Here is a 20,471-nt window from a genome sequence, read left to right as displayed (position 1 = left end):
GCTCAGAGCTGGATCCAAGCCCGTTTCCGGGGGCAAATTGGCTTAATGCAGGCGCTTACGACACATCAACTTGGCCAGCTTGGCAGCGTCCGGCCGTTCGACCACGCCTTTTTCGGTCACGATCACGTCGATCAGGTCGGCCGGGGTCACGTCGAACACCGGATTGAAGGCTGCCACATCCGCCGCGAAGCGCTGGCCGGCGACTTCGAGCAACTCACCGGCATCGCGCTCTTCCAGGGCAATATCATCGCCAGTGGCCATCATCAGGTCCAGGGTAGAACTCGGCGCCACGACCATGAAACGCACGCCGTGGTGCATCGCGCATACAGCCAGCTGGTAAGTGCCGATCTTGCTGATCACATCACCGTTGGCGGCAATGCAGTCGGCGCCGACGATGACCCAGGTCACACCTTTGGTCTTGAGGATATGCGCACCGGCCGAGTCGGCGTTCACCGTCACCGGGATACCCTCGCCCGCCAGCTCCCAGGCGGTCAGCCGCGAACCTTGCAGCCAGGGCCGGGTTTCATTGGCATAAACCTGCTCGACCATGCCCTCCAAAAAGGCCGCACGAATAACCCCAAGCGCCGTGCCGACGCCGCCGGTGGCCAGTGCGCCAGCATTGCCATGGGTGAGGATCGCCTGGGCATTGCCCTGGTGCTTGCGAATCAACTCGACGCCGAGCTGGGCCATGGTCAGGTTGGCTTCACGATCACTTTCATGGATCGCAATCGCTTCGGCCTCCAGCATCGCCAGCGGATCGGCGTGCTTTTTGACGCGATCGAGGCGGTCACGCATGCGCTTCAACGCCCAGAACAGGTTCGACGCAGTGGGGCGGGCGTCGGCTAAAAGTGCGTAGTCTTCTTCCCAGGCGGCCTGCCAGTCACCACCCTCGGCAATCCGCTTACGGGCGGCGAGCACCAGGCCATAGGCGGCACTGATACCAATGGCTGGCGCGCCCCGCACCACCATCGTACGGATCGCGGCGGCCACGGCTTCAACCGTGGAGCACGCGACCCAGCTTTCCCGGGACGGCAAGGCACGCTGATCGAGCAGGTACAGCGCGCCATCACGCCAATCGATGGCCTTCACTTTCTCCGCAGCCAACAGTCGATCGCGCATCCCTTACTCCGCACTCATGAACAAAAGCCGCCGATTATAGCGATCCGCCAGCCAGGACGCTCGGGTATACTTCGGCCTTCTTTTATAGCTGCCTGGGAAGAAGCCCGCGATGACCTCCACTGCCGCCCCGCTCGACTTGGTGTTGCTGCCGACCTGGCTGGTGCCTGTCGAACCTGCCGGCGTGGTGCTCAAGGACCACGCCCTAGGCATCCGCGACGGGCGCATCGCGTTTATCGGCCCACGGGCGACGGCGCTGAAACTGGCGGCCACCGAGGTCCGTGAGTTGCCGGGCATGCTGCTCAGCCCTGGCCTGATCAACGCCCACGGGCACGCGGCAATGAGCCTGTTTCGCGGCCTGGCCGACGACCTGCCGCTGATGACCTGGCTGGAAAAACACATCTGGCCCGCCGAAGCCAAGTGGGTCGACGAAGCGTTCGTGCGCGACGGCACCGACCTGGCCATCGCCGAGCAGCTCAAGAGCGGCATTACCTGCTTCAGCGACATGTACTTCTACCCCAAGGTGGCCAGCGACTGCGTGCACAACAGCGGCATGCGCGCGCAGATTGCAATTCCGATCCTCGACTTCCCGATTCCCGGCGCCAGCAGCGCCGACGAGGCGATTCGCCAGGGCGTCGAGCTGTTCGGCGACCTCAAGCATCACCCCCGCGTCAACATCGTCTTCGGCCCCCACGCACCGTACACCGTGAGCGATGAAAACCTGGAAAAGATCCGGGTCATGGCCGAAGAGCTGGATGCTTCAATCCATATGCACGTTCACGAAACCGCCTTCGAAGTGCAGCAAGCTGTCGAGCAGACCGGCGAGCGCCCACTGGCACGCCTGGCCCGCCTCGGGCTGTTGGGCCCGCGCTTCCAGGCCGTTCATATGACCCAAATCAGCGAGGCCGACCTGGCTTTGCTGGTAGAAAGCAACACCAGCGTCATCCATTGCCCGGAGTCCAACCTGAAACTGGCCAGCGGCTTCTGCCCGGTGGAGCGTCTGTGGCAGGCTGGGGTGAATGTGGCGATCGGCACCGATGGCGCCGCCAGCAACAATGACCTCGACCTGCTGGGCGAAACCCGCACCGCCGCGATGCTGGCCAAGGCCGTCGCCGGTTCGGCCACCGCCCTGGATGCCCATCGCGCCTTGCGCATGGCCACACTCAATGGTGCGCGCGCCATGGGCCTGGAAAGCGAAATTGGCTCGCTGGAAGTTGGCAAGGCGGCGGATATGGTCGCCTTCGATCTGTCGGGGCTGGCGCAACAACCGATCTACGATCCGGTCTCACAACTTATATATGCCACCGGACGCGATTGCGTGAAACATCTCTGGGTCGCCGGCAAGCAGTTGCTCGACGACCGGCAATTGACCCGCATGGATGAACAACAGTTGACCGCCACGGCCATCGCCTGGGGCCAACGCATCGGCGGGCATAGCGAATAACGCCGGCCTTGAAGCGGTACGTTCAAGACCGACAAACCGATTTATCAGATTTAGAGGATGCACCATGAGCAACGTCGACCACGCCGAAATCGCCAAGTTTGAAGCCCTGGCCCACCGCTGGTGGGACCGCGAAAGCGAGTTCAAACCCCTGCACGACATCAACCCGCTGCGGGTCAACTGGATTGACGAACGTGTCAACCTGGCCGGCAAGAAGGTGCTGGACGTTGGTTGCGGCGGTGGCATCCTCAGCGAAGCCATGGCCCAGCGCGGCGCCACGGTGATGGGCATCGACATGGGCGAAGCGCCTCTGGCCGTGGCTCAGTTGCACCAGCTGGAATCCGGCGTGAACGTCGAATACCGCCAGATCACCGCCGAAGATCTCGCCGAGCAAATGCCCGAGCAGTTCGATGTGGTCACGTGCCTTGAGATGCTCGAACACGTGCCTGACCCGTCCTCGGTGATCCGCGCCTGCTTCCGCATGGTCAAGCCTGGCGGCCAGGTGTTCTTCTCCACCATCAACCGCAACCCCAAGGCCTACCTGTTCGCGATCATCGGCGCCGAATACATCATGAAGCTGCTGCCGCGCGGCACCCATGACTTCAAGAAATTCATCCGCCCGTCCGAGCTGGGCGCGTGGAGCCGTCAGGCCGGGCTGACCGTCAAGGACATCATCGGCCTGACCTACAACCCGCTGACCAAGCACTACAAGCTGGCCAGCGACGTTGACGTCAACTACATGATCCAGACCCTGCGCGAGGAATAAGCCTGTGAAGTTGCGAGCAGTTCTCTTCGACATGGACGGTACACTGCTGGACACCGCGCCGGACTTTATCGCCATCTGCCAGGCGATGCGCGCCGACCGCGGGCTGGCGCCGATCAACGACCAGCACATCCGCGATGAAATCTCCGGCGGTGCGCGGGCGATGGTGGCCGTGACCTTCTCGATGGACCCCGAATCCCCAGGTTTTGAAGAGTTGCGCCTGGAATTCCTGGAGCGTTACCTCAAGGGCTGTGCGATCCACAGCAAACTGTTCGACGGCATGGACGAACTGCTGGCAGACATCGAAAAGTCCAAGCTGGTCTGGGGCGTGGTCACCAACAAGCCGCTGCGCTTTGCCGAACCGATCATGCAGCAGTTGGGCCTGGCCGAGCGCTCGGCGCTGTTGATCTGCCCGGACCACGTGAAGAACAGCAAGCCCGACCCTGAGCCCCTGATCCTGGCGTGCAAAATGCTCGACCTGGACCCAGCCAGCGTGCTGTTCGTCGGCGATGACCTGCGCGACATCGAGTCCGGTCGCGACGCCGGCACCCGTACGGCGGCGGTCACATTCGGTTATATCCATCCGGACGACAACCCGCGTAACTGGGGCGCCGATGTCGTGGTGGATCACCCGCTGGAATTGCGCAAAGTGCTCGATAGCGCGCTGTGCAGTTGCTGATTGCTCAAGAATCTCAAAAACACCGATTCCATGTGGGAGCTGGCTTGCACATTGAGCGCTGTATCACTGTGAATTTTGTCGAGGCTATTTATGTTTGATTACTCTGCGCGTCCAGAACTGCTCAAAGGCCGGGTGATCCTGGTGACCGGCGCCGGTCGCGGGATTGGCGCGGCGGCGGCGAAAACCTACGCCGCCCATGGCGCCACCGTGCTGTTGCTGGGTAAGACCGAAGCCAACCTGGCCCAGGTGTATGACGAAATCGAAGCGGCCGGCCACCCCCAGCCGGTGGTGATCCCGTTAAACCTGGAGACCGCCCTGCCCCATCAATACGATGAGCTGGCTGCGATGATCGAAAAGGAATTCGGTCACCTCGACGGCCTGCTGCACAACGCCTCGATCATCGGCCCACGTACGCCGATCGAACAGTTGTCCGGCGAGAATTTCATGCGCGTGATGCACGTGAACGTCAACGCGATGTTCATGCTCACCAGCACCCTGCTGCCGCTGCTCAAGCTGTCCCAGGATGCGTCGGTGGTGTTCACCTCCAGCAGCGTCGGGCGTAAGGGTCGGGCGTACTGGGGGGCTTATGGTGTGTCGAAATTTGCCACTGAGGGCTTGATGCAGACCCTGGCGGACGAGCTTGAGGATGTGGCAGCGGTACGCTCTAACAGCATCAACCCAGGTGGCACACGCACCAGCATGCGCGCCCAGGCCTATCCAGGGGAAAATCCGATGGAACGACCTGCGCCAGAAGAGATCATGCCGGTGTACCTGTACTTGATGGGGCCGGACAGCGCTGGCATCAACGGCCAGGCGTTCGACGCGCAGTAACAACTGACACACCATAAAACTAAATGTGGGAGGGGTCTGTGTGGGAGCGGGCTTGCTCGCGAAAGCGGAGTGTCAGCCAGCAAGTCTGGTCCTGATACACCGCTTTCGCGAGCAAGCCCGCTCCCACACAAGCCCGCTCCCACATTTTTTATTGCGGTGTTAGCTAGTTTTTCACCACTTCTTCAAGGGTGAAGCGGCCCAACGGGTTCTGCAGGAAGTTACTGATATTGCTGCGCGAGATATTGATATACGGGCTGTAGTACAAGTCGATCCAGTTCACATCCTGCTTCGCCAACTTCTGCAATTGCACATACATCTGCTCACGCTTGGCCGGGTCCGCTTCGATCCGCGCGGCTGCCACCAGGTCCTTGACCTTGTCGTTCTTGTAGCGAGTCATGTAGTTCTGGTTGGTGTCGTGGCCCAGCACGAAGGTGGTCTTCTGGTCCGGGTCGAGGATGTCGTTGGTCCAGTACATCACCGAAATATCGTACTCACCGTCCACCAGCATCTGCCAGCTCTGGGTCGGGTCGACCTTTTGCAGGTTGGCGGTCACGCCGACCTTGGCCAGTTGGTCCTTGATGATCACCGCGATCTGCTCGTCGGCTTCGTTGCCGGCGTTGACCACATAGTTGAGCTTCAAGTCCTTGGCACCGGCAGCCGCCAGCAGTTTCTTGGCTTCGGCCGGGTCGTACGGGCGTTGCAGGTTGTTGGCGTAGTGGTACAGCGAGCCCTTGGGGATATAGGAATACGCCACAGTGCCCTGACCGTAGGTGGCGGTCTTCACCAGCGATTGTTTGTCGATGGCCAGGTCCAGTGCCTGACGCACTTCGGGCTTGGCCAGCAGGCCGTGCTCGTGGTTGATCAACAGATGATCTTCACGGGTCGACGGGTCGGCGTGGATCACCACGTTCTTGTCTTTCTTCAGTTCTTCAACCCGCGAGAACGGCACGAAGATCGCCGTATCCAGCTCGTTGTTCTGCACCATGCGCATGCGCGTGTTGTCGTCGGTCACCGAGACCCACTCCACGCCATCCAGGCTCACGTTCTTGGCCTGCCAGAAGTTCGGGTTCTTCTTCAGGATCACACGATCGCCCTTGCGCCACTCGTCTACGGTGAACGCGCCGGAGGTCACCGGGTTTTCCGAGTAGGCGTCTTCGCCCATCTTGGTCATGGCTTTTTCCGACAGGATCGATACCGTCGGCGACGCCAATTGCGAGAGGAAGGCTACGGCCGGAGTCTTGAGGGTGACCACCAGGGTTTTCGGATCCGTCGCCTTGGCCGTGTTGATCAGGTTGAACGGGTCAGCCCACAGCGAAGCTTTGTTGTCGCGGATGCGCAACAGGCTGAACGCCGCATCCTCGGCGGTGATCGGCGAACCGTCGGAGAACTTCGCATCCCGCAGCTTGAAGGTGTAGGTCAGGCCGTCCTTGGAAATATCCCAACTTTCTGCCAGCCCCGGCTCCATCTTGGTGCCCAGGTTATCCACGCGCACCAGGGTGTCGTAAACGTTGGCGAACACCCAGGTATCGCGGTTTTGCGCGCTTTTGATCGGGTCGAACGTGGTGCTGTCTTCACGACAGCCGATGGTCAGTACCCCAGCGGCTTGCGCCAACCCGGTAGTCAGGGACCATAGGGTCAATGTAGCGGCGGCGAGAGACTTCAAGTGGCGCGATTGCATATCACAACTCCTTGTTAATGAATGGCAGAGGGTTAAAGCAAGGGTTCTTCAAGCACGCAACTGTATCGATGCTCGTGCAGGAAATGGGTGGGCGGCAACACCGCGGCACACATCGTTTGCGCATGCCGGCAACGCGGGTGAAAGGCGCAACCAGTAGGCAGATTCAGTGGGCTCGGTGGCTCACCAGGCAAGGGTTCAGTAGGCAAAGGTTTGTGCGGATCGATCTCGGGAATCGCCTGGATCAGCGCAGCCGTGTACGGATGGCGCGGCGTGGTGAAGACCGCTTCCACCGGCCCTTCCTCGACGATCTTGCCCAGGTACATCACCGCCACCCGGTCGCACAGGCGGCGCACGATGGCCAGGTCATGGGCGATAAACAGGATCGCCAGGTTCATGCGCTGTTGCAGTTCCAGCAACAGGTTGATGATCTGGCCCTGGATCGACACATCCAGCGCCGCCACACACTCATCGGCAATGATCAAGCGCGGCTCCACCGCCAGCGCCCGAGCGATGCCGACGCGCTGGCACTGGCCGCCGCTGAGGGTGCCGGGCTTGCGGCTGGCCAGTTCGGGGCGCAGGCCCACCAGTTCGAGCAGTTCATCGACCCGGGCCGGGATCTGCCCTGGCGCGACCTTGCGCTGCACCCGCAGCACTTCGGCGATGGTTTCACCGACGGTGTGGCGCGGATTCAGCGCGGCGTAGGGGTCCTGGAAAATCATCGCGGTTTCATGGCGCAGGCGTGCGATGTCGATGGGGCTGCCATGGGCCATGTCGACGCCATCGAACAGCACCTGCCCGGCGCTGATCGGATTGAGGTGCAAGATCGCCCGGCCCAAGGTGCTCTTGCCGCTGCCGGACTCGCCGACCAAGCCCAGGGTTTGCCCCGCCGCCAGGTTCAGCGAAACCCCGTTCACCGCCCTCACCCACTGCTTATTCAAGCCGAACAAGCCGGTGCCGGACGCGGCGAATTTCACTTCCAGGTCCTTGATCTGCAACAGGCTCATGCCGACACCCCCAGTGGGTAATGACAGGCGACTCGCGCACCTTCCGGCAGCACTTGTGTGCACAAGGCGCCGACCTGCGGGCAGCGCGGGCTGAAGCGGCAGCCGGCGGGCAATGCATCGAGCAGCGGCGGTTGCCCGGCGATGGTGCGCAACAAGGCGTGACCGCTGCTATGGGCCGGTTGGCAATCAATCAGGCCCGCCGTGTACGGGTGTTGCGGATGGGCCAGCAGTTCGTACTTGCTGCCGTGTTCACACAGGCGCCCGGCGTACATCACCGCGATGGAATCGCAGGTCTGCGCCACCACGCCGAGGTCGTGGGTGATCATGATGAGCGACAGGCCGCGACGGTCGCGCAGGTCCAGCAGTAGCCGCAGGATCTGCGCCTGCACGGTCACATCGAGCGCAGTGGTCGGCTCGTCGGCGATCAGCACTTTCGGGTTGCAGCCCAGGGCCACGGCGATCATCGCACGTTGGCGCATGCCACCGGAAAACTCGTGGGGGTAGTTGTCGACCCGCGCCTGGGGATCGGGAATGCCGACTTGGCGCAGCACCTCGATGGCTTGCAGGCGTGCGTCTTTTTTCGAGGCGCCCTGATGCAGGCGAATGCCCTCGGCGATCTGTTCGCCGATGCGCATCAGCGGGTCGAGGTGGCTGCTCGGGTTCTGGAAGATCATGCCCAGTTGCCCACCGCGCACAGCCCGCATGCCGGCATCGTCCAACTGCAACAAGTCCTGTCCGGCAAGCCGGACGGCGCCGCCCTGCACGCGCAGGTTCGGCGACGGCAACAGGCGCATCAGGCCGCGACAGGCCATGGTCTTGCCCGAACCGCTCTCGCCCACCAGGCCGAGGATTTCGCCTTCGGCCAGCGCAAACGACACGCGATCCACCAGGGTCACATCGCGCCCGGCATTGTTGGCAATCACACTCAGGTCCTGCACCTGCAACAGGCTCATGAACGATCCCCCAACACTTGCGCGACACCATCGGCCAGCAGGCTGAAACCCATGGCCAAGGTGACGATGGCCAGGCCGGGGAACGTACAGATCCACCAGGCGGTGGTGATGAACGCCTGCCCTTCGGCGACCATCGTCCCCCACTCGGCAGTGGGCGGTTGCACACCCAGCCCCAGGTAGCTCACGGCCGCACCGTTGAGCAGCACCAGTACCGCGTCCGACATGGAAAACACAATCGAGCCAAACATCGCATTCGGCAGCAGATGCCGGAACAGAATGCGCCCATGACCAAAGCCCAGGCTCTTGGCGGCCAGGGCAAAATCGCTTTCCTTGAGCACCAGGATCTGCGAGCGGATCAGGCGCGCATACGACACCCAGCCCACAAGCGCCATGGCGATGTAGAAACTCTTCAGGCCCGGCCCGAGGATGGCCATGATCGCCAGCATCAGCACCAGGAACGGAAACGCCAGGATCACGTCGATCACGCGCATGCAGAAGCTGTCGAAGCGCCCGCCGATATAGCCCGACACCGCGCCGACAAAGGTGCCGATCATGAACGGGAAGATCACCCCGACAATCGCCAGTTGCAGATCGATGCGTGCGCCCCAGATCACCCTGGAGAGAATGTCGCGGCCGTAGTTATCGGTGCCGAAAGGATGCGCCCAGCTGGGGCCCAACAGGCTGAAATCGGTGTTCTGCGCAATCGGGTCATAGGGCGCGATCCATGGCGCAAGCAACGCCAGGACAAACCACAACAGCAGGATCAACAACCCCCACGCAGCGGTCAGCCGACCATTGCGAAAACCCAAGCGCAGGCGCAAGCGCCAGGGTGCAATCAACGGGCGGCTGCTCATTGCATCTTCACCCGTGGGTCGAGGGCCACCGTCACCACGTCGGCGACAAAGTTGACCAGCACCGTCGCACACGCCAGCACCATGGCCACGCCCTGCACCACCATGTAGTCACGGGTGAAAATGCCGCGCACCAGCAATTGGCCGATACCGGGGATGGCGAACAGGCTTTCGATCACCACCGTGCCGCTGATCAGCCAGCCGATATTCACCGCCAGCAGGTTGACCGCCGGCACCAGGGAATTGGGCAGTACATGCCGGCGAAATACCGCGGCTTCTGACAGACCCCGTGCCCGAGCGGCGGTGACGTGATCGGCCTGCAACTCCATCAGCATGCTCGCACGCAGGTTGCGCACCAGCACCGCCGACAGCGCCAGGGCAATGGTCAGACACGGCAAGACCATATGGTGCGCCTTGTCGAGAAAGGTGCGGCCGTAGCCGGATACCGGGAACAAGCCCCACTGCACGCTCAACAACAGAATCAGCATCAAGCCCAGCCAGAATGCCGGCATGCCCAGGCCGACCGTGGTGAACACCCGGATCAGGTTGTCCACCCAACCGCCTTTATTGCGCGCCGCCAGGGTGGCCAGCGGCACCGCGATCAGCAACGCCAGCAGTACGCTGCCGAGCACCAGCACCAGGGTCGGCTCGATGCGGGTGACGATCAGTTTCAAGGCGTCAACCTTGTACAACAGCGACTGGCCGAGATCGCCCTTGAGCAGGTTCTTCAGGAAGTAGAAATATTGCAGCCACAGCGGCTGGTCGAGGCCGTACTGGGCGCGGATCTTCAGCAACGCATCCGGCGTGCTGCGCGAGCCGAGCAAGGCGCGCGCCGGGTCGCCGGGGATCGAGCGCACCAGGATGAAGGTGATCAGGCTGATGCCAAACAGCACCGGCAGCAATTGCAGTGGCCGGGACAGCACAAAACGGTAGCGCGCCAGGTTCATCCGTCAGCCTCGGTGACGCGCGAGGAAGTCGAGTAGCACCGGGAAGTACGCCTGGGGCTCTTCGTAAAACGGCATATGGCTGCTGTTGGGGAATACGTGCAGTTCAGCGTGCTTGACCGCCATCTTCATGCGCATGGCGCAGGCCGGGGTGAGTTCGTCGTGTTGGCCGGTGGTGATCAGTGTCGGCATCTTGAACTCGGCCATTTCGGCGATGCGGTTCCAGTCCTTGAGGTTGCCGACGTAGAGGAATTCGTTGGGGCCTTGCATGGTTTCGTACGGGCCCATGTTCCAGTCGCCGAGGGAGCGCTTGACCGGCTCCGGCCACTCGTCCAAGCGGCACACGTGACGGTAGTTGAGCAGGGTGATTGCGGCCTGATATTGCGGATGATCGAGGGTGCCCATGGCTTCATGGCGCTGCATCATTGCCACGGTTTCGCTGCCAAGGGCACCGCGCAGGCGTTCAAGTTCCTGGGACAAGTGCGGAATGTCGCCGACGGTATTTTCGAGGATAAGGCTTTTCAGCGCATCGGGGTAATGAATGGCGTATTCGATGCCGAGCCAACCGCCCCAGGAGTGCCCGAGCAAATGCACACGCCCCAGGTTCAGGGTTTGGCGGACGGTTTCGACTTCTTCGACATAACGGCCGATTTCCCACAGGGAAACATCGGTGGGTCTGGCTGATGCGCCCGTGCCAAGCTGGTCGAATGCAACCACTCGCAGGTTATGCTCCTTGAGCCAGCCATGGGCGTCGCGCAAATAGTCACACGGCAGGCCCGGGCCACCGTTGAGACACAAGAGCACCTCATCGCCGTCGCCGAAGCTGTAGACCACGAGGTTGTGGCCGTCGACTCTCACGTTGTATTGCTGGTCGGGGGCAATTTCACGCCACATGCATACGTTCCTTGTGTGGTATCAGCCTGGCTGGCAGCGGCCGTTGATCAGGCCAACACTACCGAGGTTGCCGTGCGTCCATAACCTAGTATTTCTTATAGGTTTGGCCTGGCAGTCCTTCGCCGGGGCGTGGCATTCTACTTGCCGCAAGTCGAGATTCAAATGAATTCGGGAGCAGAACGGATGCTGGCCAAGCTTACTGCCTTCAATAATCGTCTGATGCCGGGCAGGAGCCTGGACGAACAGATGGACAACACCTTTATCCTCGCCCAACAGTTGGGTTTCGATGCGCTGGTGTACGACTACACCCCGGTGCCCATCGATCACGACGGCGCCTTGATCACCCCCTCGGTGCTGGAGTTGCGCAACACCCCACCAGACTGGCACGCCTTGTGGTGCAGCGAAGGCTTCTACCAGATCGACCCGGTGCAACACCTGGCCTTGAGCACGGTATCGCCGTTTGTCTGGTCCTACGAGGCAAAAGCCCAGACGGCCCTGCAAAAGATCATCGACCCCTGCCATGCTCCTGTTTCGTCCTACCTGCACGAACGCCAACTGACCTGCGGCGTCAGCGTGCCGATCCACCTGCCCCGCGGCGGTTTCGCCTCGTTGACGGGCTTGCGCATCGGCAAGGCGCGCAGCGTACTGGAGGATGCACAGCAGACCCTCGCGGATTTCAGCCTGATTACCCACGCCTTGCAGGAAGCGGCCTACCCGCTGTTCAGCAAAGAGCTACGCACCTACCCGCATATTCACCTGACCAAACGCGAACGCGAGTGCCTGAAATGGGCCGCCGACGGCCTCACTGCGGCCGAAATTGCCACGCAACTGAGCCGTTCGCTGGCCGTTGTGACCCTGCACCTGGCCTCGGCGATGCATAAGCTGGGGGCCAAGAACCGCGTGCAAGCGGTGGTCCGTGCCACCCATTACCGGCTCCTGGAAGATTGACCAGAGAGTAAAACCTAGCTGTTTTGCTAGTTACCTAAATTTGGCGTGCCGACTATCGTGTCCCTGATCCTTTTTTTCACGAGCAGGGTACGAAATGGAATTCATCGAAAAAATCCGCGAAGGGTATGCGGCGTTTGGCGCCTACCAGACTTGGTACCGTGTTACCGGCGACCTGACCACCGGCCGCACGCCGCTGGTGATCATCCACGGCGGCCCCGGTTGCACCCACGACTACGTAGACGCCTTCAAGGACGTCGCGGCCAGCGGCCATGCCGTGATCCACTACGATCAACTCGGCAACGGCCGCTCCACCCACTTGCCGGATAAAGACCCGTCGTTCTGGACCGTCGAGTTGTTCCTCGACGAACTCGACAACCTGCTCGACCACCTGAACATCAGCGACGACTACGCAATCCTCGGCCAGTCCTGGGGCGGAATGCTCGGCAGTGAACATGCGATCCGCCAACCCAAAGGCCTGCGCGCGTTTATCCCAGCCAACTCGCCGACGTGCATGCGCACCTGGGTCAGCGAAGCCAACCGCCTGCGCAAGCTGTTGCCCGAAGGCGTGCACGAAACCTTGCTCAAGCACGAAGCCGCCGGCACCTACCAAGACCCGGAATACCTCGCCGCCTCGCGGATTTTCTATGACCAGCACGTGTGCCGGGTCAACCCGTGGCCGGAAGAAGTGGCGCGCACCTTTGCCCAAGTCGACTCAGACCCCACGGTGTACCACGCCATGAGCGGCCCGACCGAATTCCACGTGATCGGCAGCTTGAAGGACTGGAAGTCGATTGGCCGGTTGTCGGCGATTCAGGTGCCGACCCTGGTGATCTCCGGCCGGCACGACGAGGCCACGCCATTGGTGGTCAAGCCGTTCCTGGATGAGATCGCGGACGTGCGCTGGGCACTGTTTGAAGACTCCAGCCACATGCCCCATGTGGAAGAACGCCAAGCCTGCATGGGGACTGTGGTGAAGTTTTTGGATGACGCCTGTTCTGTAAAACACCAAGCGCTGAAGACGGGCTGAATTCAACATGTGGGAACGGGCTTGCTCGCGAAGGCGGTGTGTCAGTCAACAGATTCATTGGCTGATCCACCGCCTTCGCGAGCAAGCCCGCACACATTTTTAAACCTCGGTGGCCTCGGGCATGGCCGTGCGCTTCTGCACCTGCGCCACCAACGGGATTTCCTTGCCCTCGGCATCAAACAATTTCCCGCCCCGGAAGTAATCCCCATCACGCAACGCCGCCACATCTTGGAAGCACAAGCTGCGTTCCGTCCCCGCCACGAACACCGATTGCTGATCCGAATTACCCGCCGTGAAGTGGTTGAACGCCAGGTTCAACAGGATCGCCATGATCGCCGACGAGCTGATCCCCGAATGGAAGATGGTCGCGAACCAACTCGGGAAATGATCGTAGAAGCTCGGCGCGGCAATCGGGATCATGCCAAAACCGATGGAAGTGGCGACGATGATCAGGTTCATGTTGTTGCGGTAGTCAACCTTCGACAGCGTGCGGATCCCGCTCGCCGCCACGGTGCCGAACAGCACAATCCCGGCCCCGCCGAGTACTGACGTGGGCACCGCCGCAATCACTCGGCCCATGAACGGCAGCAGGCCGAGGATCACCAGGAACAACCCGCCCGTGGCCACCACAAAGCGGCTCTTGACCCCGGTAACCGCCACCAGGCCGACGTTCTGCGCAAAGGCGCTCTGGGTGAACGAGCCAAAGATCGGCGCAAACATGCTCGACAGCATGTCGGCGCGCAAGCCGTTGCCCAGGCGCTTGGAGTCGACCTTGGTGTCGATGATCTCGCCGACCGCAAGGATGTCCGCCGAGGTTTCCACCAGCGTCACCATCACCACGATGCACATGGAAATGATCGCGGCCACATGGAAGGTTGGCATGCCGAAATGGAATGGCGTAGGAAAACCGAACATCGGCCCCTGGGTCACGCCGGAGAAGTCGGCCATGCCCAGGAACACCGCGATCACGGTGCCGATCACCATCGCCAGCAGGATCGACAGACGGGAAATGGTCGCGCTGCCGATCTTGCTCAACAACAGCACCAGCACCAGGGTCAGCGCCGCCAGGCCGATATTCGACATGCTGCCAAAATCCGCCGCACGGCTATTGCCGCCCATGGCCCAGCGCGCCGCAACGGGCATCAGGGTCAGGCCGATGGTGGTGATGACGATGCCGGTCACCAACGGCGGGAAGAACTTGGTAATTCGCGAAAACACCGGGGTAATCAGCAACCCGATGAACGACGCGGCCATCACCGCGCCGAGAATCGCTGGCACCCCGCCAGCGCCGTCGCTGCCAACGATTGCCACCATGGTTGCCACACCGGCAAACGACACGCCCTGCACCAGCGGCAACTGACAACCAAAGAACGGTAAACCCAGGGTTTGCAACAGCGTGGCCAGGCCACCGGCAAACAGCGACGCGGCTATCAACAAGCCGATGTCCGCCGGCGACAGCCCGGCCGCCTGGCCGACGATCAACGGCACGGCAACGATGCCGCCGTACATGGTGAGGACATGCTGCAGGCCGTAAGCCATGTTGGCGGCGACGCCGAGATTTTCATCTTCAGGCCGCTGCGGTGAAGCCTTCGGGATAGTCATGGTGAGGGGATCTCTGTTTTTGTTGTGCAATCACTGTATGCAAAGGAAACAGAGGATGTCCATAGAGTTGTATACAATCAATTTCACAACAAGCTGGTAATCGCCGTTACAAAAATCCATTCAGCCGCCCTGCCCTGTGGCTCGAACACCTGCGCAAAAGGACCTGAAAAAAATGCTCAACCGCAAACTGCGCATCCACGCACCGGCCATCTACTACTTCGACATGGTGCGACGCTGTCACTCGATCCGCGAAGCCGCGCGGCGCCTGAACGTGGCGTCGTCGGCGGTGAACCGGCAGATCCTCAAGCTGGAGGACGAGATGGGCGCAACATTGTTCGAGCGTTTGCCCGGCGGCCTGCGCGTGACGGCGGCGGGCGAGATCCTGACGCGCCACATCAGCTTGCTGCTGCAGGATGTGGAACGGGTGCGCGGCGAACTGGATGGCTTGCATGGTGTGCAGACCGGCCACGTGGAGATCGCCACGGTGGAAGGTGCCGCCGTCGAACTGCTGCCCACCGCACTCAAGCGCATGCGCGAGCGCTATCCGAAGGTCACGATTGGCGTCACGGTGCAGGGTTCGCAGTCGATCCCCAGCGCGGTGATCAACGGCCAGGCGGATCTGGGGCTGGCATTTGCCCTACCCCGCAGTGGCGAAATCACCCAGCTGTGTGTCGGCCATTTCCGCTTGGGTGCACTCATGGCACCGGCGCACGCGTTGGCGGGAGAAAGCTGCGTCAGCTACGGGCAGTGTTGCGAACACGGAGTGATCCAGGCCAAGAGCGAGCTGTCGGTGCACCACCTGATCGCGCCGCTGCACAAACGCGCAGCACCCGGCAAAGCCCTGCTGCACAGCAACTCGATGGAACTGGCCCGGCAACTGGCACGCCAGCAATTGGGCATCGCCTTCCAGACCCGTATCGGCATCGAGGCCGACCTGGCGCGCGGCGAACTGCTGCATATCCCGTTGAGTGACCAGGGCGGCATCTTCAGCGATTTGGGCGTGTATGCACGCAAGGAACGCGACCTGCCGGTGGCCGTGCAGGCGCTGGCGCATTTGTTGGGCGAAGAAATCGCCCTGCGCGAACGCGACGAAACCGGCGCAGCGCCACGTATTTCCTGACTTCTCAGGCAACCCGGCTGCTGCCGTTTCGGCATCGGCCCAGGCGAGATTCTGTTCTTTGGTGCGCGCCAGCCTTGTGTCGATACTGCGCCCGGCGGCCCCTGCAAGGCCGCCATGAGCCAAACGCCAAAGGAACTAAAACAATGAAAAAGGCACTGCACGGCGCAACCGTTTTACTCGCACTCCTCGGCGGCGGGGAGGCTGTCGCGGTGGAATGGATGAACAACAGCGTAGGATTCCGCTACGGCCAACAGTTCACCAATCCGAACAACCCCGACGAATTCAGCAAGCGCATCTACAGCTTCACCCACGCCAGCGGTTACGCGTACGGCAGCAACTTTCTGAACCTGGATGTGTTCCTCTCCGACAGCAGCGACCCACGCAAGGGTACTGACCATGGCGGCAGCGAGGTGTATGCGGTGTACCGCCACCAACTGTATGCCTCACGGGTATTTGATGTGCCGCTAGGCACCGGCCTGATCAAGGATTACGCGCTGACCCTGGGCTTCGATGCCAACCGCAACAACAACTTCGCCTCGGCGAAAAAACGTGCGGTGGTGATTGGCCCGACCTTGAAGTTCAACACCGTCGGTGTGCTGGACCTGAGCCTTTTGTACTACAAGGAAAAGAACCACACCGGCATCCCTGGCGCGCGGGAGTCGAACCACACCTTCGACGACACCTACATGCTCAACCTGACCTGGATGCGCCCATTCGAAATCGCCAACCATGCGGCGAAATTCCAGGGTTTCATCAACTACGTCGGCGAGAAAGGCGAGGACTACCACGGCCGCGACACCGCGCCGGAAGCGCTGATGCGCAGCGCGTTGATGGTGGCGGTGCGCCCGGGTAAAAGCGTGAAGCCGAACCTGTATCTCGGCGTGGGTTATGAGTATTGGCACAACAAGTTTGGCGTGGACGGCGGCCGGGGCAGTCGTACGTCGACGCCGACGGTGAATATGGAAATCACCTTTTAGCCTACCGCCAGGCAACTGAAGAAACCGGATCAAAATGTGGGAGCGGGCTTGCTCGCGAATGCGGTGTATCAGTTGGAACAGCATTGACTGATCTAGCGCATTCGCGAGCAAGCCCGCTCCCACATTTTTTCATCGAGTTTTCAGGTCAAACGTTCGCCAGTTCGCCATTGTCAGCCTTCGGCCGCGCCAGCCAATAACCCAACACCGCCAGCGGCGCGGTCGCCAACATCACAATCACAGTAATCAATAGCGGCTGGTCGATCAGCGACGACACCAGCAAGCTGCTGAGAAAGCACAGCCCCAGTTGCAGGGTGTTTTGCAGGGCGGCCGCCTTGCCGGAGTTTTCGGCAAATGGCATCAGTGCATTCGCCACCACGATGGGGTAACTGGCACCGTTGACCAACGCCATCAGGCAGAACGGAATCAACAACGTGGTGAGAGTCGGCACGCTCAACGTCGCCACCAGGTACAACGCCAACATGCTGATGCAATACGCCACCAACAACCAGGGCAACAGCGTCTTGCCCTGGAAACGCTGCAAGGCGCTGCGGCAGCTATAACCGCCGACCAGAAACGCCAACGTGGGCAACACGTAGCTCAGGCCAATATCGTTCGGGCTGTAGCCCATGTCGCCAAGGATGAAGGGGGAAGCCGTCAGCCAGGCGAAGAAACTGGCAGAGCAGGCAGCGAAGATCATTACGTTGCCGGTAAACACGCGGGAACCGAGCAACTGGCCATAACCGAGGCGCACAGGTTCGCTTTTTTGCGTCCGACGTTTCGGCACAGTGCGCAAGAACAATGTCGGCAATAACAGCAGCAGCGACACACCGAGCAATACCCCGAAGATCGCCTGCCAACCCAAATGGTTCAATACCAGCGCCCCCAGCAACGGCGCCAGGGCCGGCGACAGAGACATCAACGGCATGATGCTGGCGAACACGCGATGAGCCTTGTCGGCCGGATAACGGTCAATCACCAGCGCCTGCCAGCTCACGGCGGCGGAACACACGCCAATCGCCTGGATAAAGCGCAGCGCAAGCAACTGCACCGCCGTCTCGACCCAGAACATACCCGCGCAACCCAGCACAAACAGGCTCAAGCCCGCGAGCAGGATCGGCTTGCGCCCCAGGCGGTCGGACAACGGCCCCCATACCAACTGACCCAGCGCAAAACCGCCAAGGAAAATACTCAAGCTGGCGCCCACCGCCCCCGCGCCAATCTGCAACTGCGCGCCCATGGCGCCGAACGCCGGTAAGTACATGTCCATGGCGAGGTAACCGAGCATGCTCAGCCCCGCCAGATACCAAGTGAAACCAAAAGAATTTTTCATCGAAGCCTTGTTGATCCTGCCATCAAACTATTTGCTGACTGGCGCCTATTATGAAGCTGACAGTTCCTGTGTGAAGCGATAATAATTGGATACTCTTATCAATAATTTTGAAGGCAGCCGTCATGTGGTCCGAATACTCCCTGGATGTAGTCGATGCGGTGGCCCGGCATGGCAGCTTCAGCGCTGCGGCGCAGGAATTGAACCGCGTGCCGTCGGCCATCAGCTATACGGTGCGTCAGATAGAGGAGTGGTTGGCCGTGCCGTTGTTTGTGCGGCGCCACCGTGATGTCGAGCTGACTGCGGCCGGCCGACTGTTCGTCGACGAAACCCGTGGGGTCATGAAAAAAATGCTCGGCACCCGGCGCATGTGCCAGCAGGTGGCCAACGGTTGGAGCGGCCAGTTGAAAGTCGCGGTGGATTCCATCGTCAAACCCCAACGTTGTCGGCAATTGGTGCTGGATTTCTATCGCCAATTTCCCGAGGTGGAACTGCTGCTGGAATACGAGGTGTACAACGGCGTGTGGGATGCCCTGGCGGACGAACGCACCGACATCGTGATCGGCGCCACCAGTGCGGTGCCCGTGGCCAGCCATTTCACCTTTCGCGACATGGGGCTGTTGAATTGGCTGTGCGTGGTCAGTGCACAGCATCCGCTGGCGGCGGTAGAAGGCCTGCTCAGTGACGATCAACTGCGGCCCTTCGCCTCGCTGTGCATGACCGATACCTCGCGCAATCTGCCCAAGCGCGACACCTGGACCCTGGATAATCAGCGGCGGCTGGTGGTGCCGAATTGGCCGTCGGCAATTGATTGCCTGCGCGACGGCCTGTGTATCGGCATGGCGCCGGCGCATCAGGTATCGCCATGGATCGAGCGCGGCGAGTTGGTGGCGCTGCAACTGACCCGGCCGTTTCCGGCCAGCCCTTCGTGCGTGGCCTGGGCGCCGAACAAACTGTCGCCGGCGATGGCGTGGCTGTTGGAATACCTCGGAGACACCGAGACCCTGAACCAGGAATGGCTCAATGGGCCCACACTCACCCTGTGATCAATTCAGTAGGCGGGTGATGGCTCGCACGATCATCTCGACCTCTTTCGCCTCCAGCGTCAGCGGCGGCAGCAAACGGATGACCTTGCCCCGCGTCACGTTGATCAACAGGCCATGCTCCTGGGCTGCACGCTGGGCCAGGTCGCGGTAAGGGCTGGCCAGTTCGATACCGATCATCAGGCCCTGCCCGCGAATCGCCAACACTTGCGGATGCTCGCTCAACTCCACGCGCAGCCGCGCCAGCAAGCGTTCGCCCTGTTGCGCGGCGTTCTGCAGCAAGCCTTGCTCCTCAATAATCTCCAGCACGGTGCAGCCCACGCGGCAGGCCAGCGGGTTGCCACCAAACGTGCTGCCGTGGCTGCCGGGCGTGAACAGTTGCGCCACCGCCGTGCGCGCCAGGCAGGCACCAATCGGCACGCCATTGCCGAGGCCTTTGGCCAGGGTCATCACATCCGGCACGATGCCTTCATGCTTGAAGGCAAACCAACGCCCCGTGCGGCCAATGCCGGTCTGGATTTCGTCGAGCATCAGCAGCCAACCGTGGCGCGTACAGTGATCGCGCAGGGCTTGCAGGTAACGCGGCGGTGCAGGCAGTACGCCACTTTCACCTTGGATGGGTTCCAACAGTACCGCTGCGATACGCGTGCCGAACGTTTGGGTGATGGCTTCTATCGCCGCCAGGTCCCCAAAAGCCACCTTGAGAAAATCCCCTGGCAAACGCTGGAAGCCCAGGCGTACCGATGGCCCATCGCTGGCGGCCATGGTGCCAAGGGTGCGGCCGTGGAAAGCGTTTTCCATGACTACCACCAGAGGCTCTTCGATGCCTTTTTTCCAGCCATGCAAACGCGCCAGCTTCAACGCCGTCTCGTTGGCTTCGGCCCCCGAGTTGTTGAAGAATGCGCGGTCCAAGCCGGACAGTCGGGTCAGGCGCTGGGCCAGCCGTTGCTGCCAGTCGATGCTGTAGAGGTTGGAAGTGTGCAGCAGCAAACCCGCCTGTTCGCTGATGGCTGTCACCAATTTTGGATGGGAATGCCCGACGTTGGTCACGGCCACGCCCGCCACTGCGTCCAGGTATTCGCGGCCCTGTTGGTCCCATAGGCGCGTGCCCAGGCCGCGGGTAAAGCTCAGGGCCAAGGGTTGATAAGTGCTCATCAGGCAGGCGGCGGTCATGGTGTCAGGCTCCAGTGCTTCATTGTGATGCCAACAGTATCGTTAGCCACCTGAGCTGGATAAACTGCGCTTTCCTGCAATAACTTTAAACCAGGGATTG

Annotated in this window: 19 protein-coding genes; 9 read left to right on the top strand and 10 right to left on the bottom strand. The window is 61.4% G+C overall.

Annotated elements, in window-relative coordinates; all coding sequences use genetic code 11:
• Positions 1-42: 42 nt before the first annotated feature.
• On the bottom strand, positions 43-1,119 hold the full coding sequence (mtnA, locus tag PSH81_RS07945) for an S-methyl-5-thioribose-1-phosphate isomerase (protein ID WP_305392284.1): 1,077 nt from the start codon (positions 1,117-1,119) through the stop codon (positions 43-45).
• A gap of 109 nt (positions 1,120-1,228) precedes the next feature.
• Between mtnA and PSH81_RS07940 the strand changes: the two genes are divergently transcribed.
• The 4 genes from PSH81_RS07940 (at position 1,229) to PSH81_RS07925 (ending at position 4,830) form a co-directional block, all read left to right on the top strand.
• Positions 1,229-2,560, top strand: coding sequence for a TRZ/ATZ family hydrolase (locus tag PSH81_RS07940; protein ID WP_226455355.1), 1,332 nt, complete (start codon positions 1,229-1,231; stop codon positions 2,558-2,560).
• A 64-nt stretch (positions 2,561-2,624) separates the two neighbouring features.
• On the top strand, positions 2,625-3,323 hold the full coding sequence (ubiG, locus tag PSH81_RS07935) for a bifunctional 2-polyprenyl-6-hydroxyphenol methylase/3-demethylubiquinol 3-O-methyltransferase UbiG (protein ID WP_192298682.1): 699 nt from the start codon (positions 2,625-2,627) through the stop codon (positions 3,321-3,323).
• A 4-nt stretch (positions 3,324-3,327) separates the two neighbouring features.
• Positions 3,328-3,999 carry an N-acetylmuramic acid 6-phosphate phosphatase MupP gene (mupP, locus tag PSH81_RS07930; RefSeq protein ID WP_226455354.1) on the top strand — a complete coding sequence of 224 codons (672 nt, stop codon included), beginning with the start codon at positions 3,328-3,330 and terminating at the stop codon, positions 3,997-3,999.
• 90 nt (positions 4,000-4,089) lie between these two features.
• The gene (locus PSH81_RS07925) at positions 4,090-4,830 is read left to right on the top strand and encodes a YciK family oxidoreductase (RefSeq protein ID WP_305392283.1); all 741 of its coding nucleotides are present in this window, start codon (positions 4,090-4,092) and stop codon (positions 4,828-4,830) included.
• Positions 4,831-4,993: 163 nt separating this feature from the next.
• On the opposite strand, the gene PSH81_RS07920 is transcribed toward PSH81_RS07925, so the two are convergent.
• From PSH81_RS07920 to PSH81_RS07895, 6 genes are read right to left on the bottom strand one after another with little or no spacing between them, the layout of a single operon-like run.
• Positions 4,994-6,508, bottom strand: coding sequence for an ABC transporter substrate-binding protein (locus tag PSH81_RS07920; protein WP_226455353.1), 1,515 nt, complete (start codon positions 6,506-6,508; stop codon positions 4,994-4,996).
• Positions 6,509-6,540: 32 nt separating this feature from the next.
• Positions 6,541-7,512 (bottom strand): ABC transporter ATP-binding protein, encoded by a 972-nt coding sequence (locus PSH81_RS07915; RefSeq protein ID WP_305392282.1) that lies wholly within the window; start codon positions 7,510-7,512, stop codon positions 6,541-6,543.
• On the bottom strand, positions 7,509-8,465 hold the full coding sequence (locus PSH81_RS07910; RefSeq protein ID WP_305392281.1) for an ABC transporter ATP-binding protein: 957 nt from the start codon (positions 8,463-8,465) through the stop codon (positions 7,509-7,511). The genes PSH81_RS07915 and PSH81_RS07910 overlap by 4 nt, the downstream gene beginning before the upstream one ends.
• Entirely contained in the window at positions 8,462-9,319 is an 858-nt protein-coding gene (locus PSH81_RS07905; RefSeq protein WP_305392280.1) for an ABC transporter permease, read from the bottom strand. Before PSH81_RS07905 ends, PSH81_RS07910 begins: the two co-directional genes overlap by 4 nt.
• Positions 9,316-10,263 (bottom strand): ABC transporter permease, encoded by a 948-nt coding sequence (locus PSH81_RS07900; RefSeq protein ID WP_192298675.1) that lies wholly within the window; start codon positions 10,261-10,263, stop codon positions 9,316-9,318. Before PSH81_RS07900 ends, PSH81_RS07905 begins: the two co-directional genes overlap by 4 nt.
• A 3-nt stretch (positions 10,264-10,266) precedes the next feature.
• On the bottom strand, positions 10,267-11,154 hold the full coding sequence (locus PSH81_RS07895; protein ID WP_192298674.1) for a proline iminopeptidase-family hydrolase: 888 nt from the start codon (positions 11,152-11,154) through the stop codon (positions 10,267-10,269).
• A gap of 183 nt (positions 11,155-11,337) precedes the next feature.
• Between PSH81_RS07895 and PSH81_RS07890 the strand changes: the two genes are divergently transcribed.
• A complete protein-coding gene (locus PSH81_RS07890) occupies positions 11,338-12,102 on the top strand; it encodes a LuxR family transcriptional regulator (RefSeq protein WP_192298673.1) in 765 nt (254 codons plus the stop codon).
• 94 nt (positions 12,103-12,196) lie between these two features.
• Positions 12,197-13,129: a proline iminopeptidase-family hydrolase gene (locus tag PSH81_RS07885; protein ID WP_305392279.1), complete on the top strand. Its 933-nt coding sequence runs from the start codon at positions 12,197-12,199 to the stop codon at positions 13,127-13,129.
• 99 nt (positions 13,130-13,228) lie between these two features.
• Here the strand turns inward: PSH81_RS07885 and PSH81_RS07880 are convergent, their stop codons facing one another.
• Positions 13,229-14,731 carry a nucleobase:cation symporter-2 family protein gene (locus tag PSH81_RS07880; protein WP_226455349.1) on the bottom strand — a complete coding sequence of 501 codons (1,503 nt, stop codon included), beginning with the start codon at positions 14,729-14,731 and terminating at the stop codon, positions 13,229-13,231.
• Between the two features lie 172 nt (positions 14,732-14,903).
• On the opposite strand from PSH81_RS07880, the gene PSH81_RS07875 reads away from it, so the two are divergent.
• Both PSH81_RS07875 and PSH81_RS07870 read left to right on the top strand, forming a co-directional pair.
• A complete protein-coding gene (locus PSH81_RS07875) occupies positions 14,904-15,851 on the top strand; it encodes a LysR family transcriptional regulator (protein ID WP_305392278.1) in 948 nt (315 codons plus the stop codon).
• A gap of 143 nt (positions 15,852-15,994) precedes the next feature.
• Positions 15,995-16,828 (top strand): nucleoside-binding protein, encoded by an 834-nt coding sequence (locus PSH81_RS07870; RefSeq protein WP_192298669.1) that lies wholly within the window; start codon positions 15,995-15,997, stop codon positions 16,826-16,828.
• A 145-nt stretch (positions 16,829-16,973) separates the two neighbouring features.
• Here PSH81_RS07870 and punC read toward each other — a convergent pair whose 3' ends face one another.
• A complete protein-coding gene (gene punC / locus PSH81_RS07865) occupies positions 16,974-18,158 on the bottom strand; it encodes a purine nucleoside transporter PunC (RefSeq protein ID WP_305392277.1) in 1,185 nt (394 codons plus the stop codon).
• Between the two features lie 122 nt (positions 18,159-18,280).
• Between punC and punR the strand changes: the two genes are divergently transcribed.
• Complete coding sequence (gene punR, locus PSH81_RS07860; RefSeq protein WP_226455345.1) at positions 18,281-19,201, top strand: DNA-binding transcriptional activator PunR; 921 nt, start codon at positions 18,281-18,283, stop codon at positions 19,199-19,201.
• On the opposite strand, the gene PSH81_RS07855 is transcribed toward punR, so the two are convergent.
• Entirely contained in the window at positions 19,202-20,371 is a 1,170-nt protein-coding gene (locus tag PSH81_RS07855; RefSeq protein ID WP_305392276.1) for an aspartate aminotransferase family protein, read from the bottom strand.
• Positions 20,372-20,471: the final 100 nt, after the last annotated feature.

Source organism: Pseudomonas sp. FP2335 (genome assembly GCF_030687535.1).
GTDB lineage: Bacteria > Pseudomonadota > Gammaproteobacteria > Pseudomonadales > Pseudomonadaceae > Aquipseudomonas.
Note: the sequence above shows the minus strand (reverse complement) of the source record. Positions and strands in the feature narration are given on the sequence as shown.

Coding starts and splice junctions, on each gene's coding strand:
- PSH81_RS07855 (WP_305392276.1), bottom strand. CDS start 20,371: ATGACCGCCGCCTGCCTGATGAGCACTTATCAACCCTTGGCCCTGAGC.
- PSH81_RS07905 (WP_305392280.1), bottom strand. CDS start 9,319: ATGAGCAGCCGCCCGTTGATTGCACCCTGGCGCTTGCGCCTGCGCTTG.
- PSH81_RS07890 (WP_192298673.1), top strand. CDS start 11,338: ATGCTGGCCAAGCTTACTGCCTTCAATAATCGTCTGATGCCGGGCAGG.
- PSH81_RS07910 (WP_305392281.1), bottom strand. CDS start 8,465: ATGAGCCTGTTGCAGGTGCAGGACCTGAGTGTGATTGCCAACAATGCC.
- PSH81_RS07875 (WP_305392278.1), top strand. CDS start 14,904: ATGCTCAACCGCAAACTGCGCATCCACGCACCGGCCATCTACTACTTC.
- punR (WP_226455345.1), top strand. CDS start 18,281: ATGTGGTCCGAATACTCCCTGGATGTAGTCGATGCGGTGGCCCGGCAT.
- PSH81_RS07920 (WP_226455353.1), bottom strand. CDS start 6,508: ATGCAATCGCGCCACTTGAAGTCTCTCGCCGCCGCTACATTGACCCTA.
- mtnA (WP_305392284.1), bottom strand. CDS start 1,119: ATGCGCGATCGACTGTTGGCTGCGGAGAAAGTGAAGGCCATCGATTGG.
- punC (WP_305392277.1), bottom strand. CDS start 18,158: ATGAAAAATTCTTTTGGTTTCACTTGGTATCTGGCGGGGCTGAGCATG.
- PSH81_RS07880 (WP_226455349.1), bottom strand. CDS start 14,731: ATGACTATCCCGAAGGCTTCACCGCAGCGGCCTGAAGATGAAAATCTC.
- PSH81_RS07895 (WP_192298674.1), bottom strand. CDS start 11,154: ATGTGGCGTGAAATTGCCCCCGACCAGCAATACAACGTGAGAGTCGAC.
- PSH81_RS07925 (WP_305392283.1), top strand. CDS start 4,090: ATGTTTGATTACTCTGCGCGTCCAGAACTGCTCAAAGGCCGGGTGATC.
- PSH81_RS07940 (WP_226455355.1), top strand. CDS start 1,229: ATGACCTCCACTGCCGCCCCGCTCGACTTGGTGTTGCTGCCGACCTGG.
- PSH81_RS07870 (WP_192298669.1), top strand. CDS start 15,995: ATGAAAAAGGCACTGCACGGCGCAACCGTTTTACTCGCACTCCTCGGC.
- PSH81_RS07885 (WP_305392279.1), top strand. CDS start 12,197: ATGGAATTCATCGAAAAAATCCGCGAAGGGTATGCGGCGTTTGGCGCC.
- PSH81_RS07900 (WP_192298675.1), bottom strand. CDS start 10,263: ATGAACCTGGCGCGCTACCGTTTTGTGCTGTCCCGGCCACTGCAATTG.
- PSH81_RS07915 (WP_305392282.1), bottom strand. CDS start 7,512: ATGAGCCTGTTGCAGATCAAGGACCTGGAAGTGAAATTCGCCGCGTCC.
- ubiG (WP_192298682.1), top strand. CDS start 2,625: ATGAGCAACGTCGACCACGCCGAAATCGCCAAGTTTGAAGCCCTGGCC.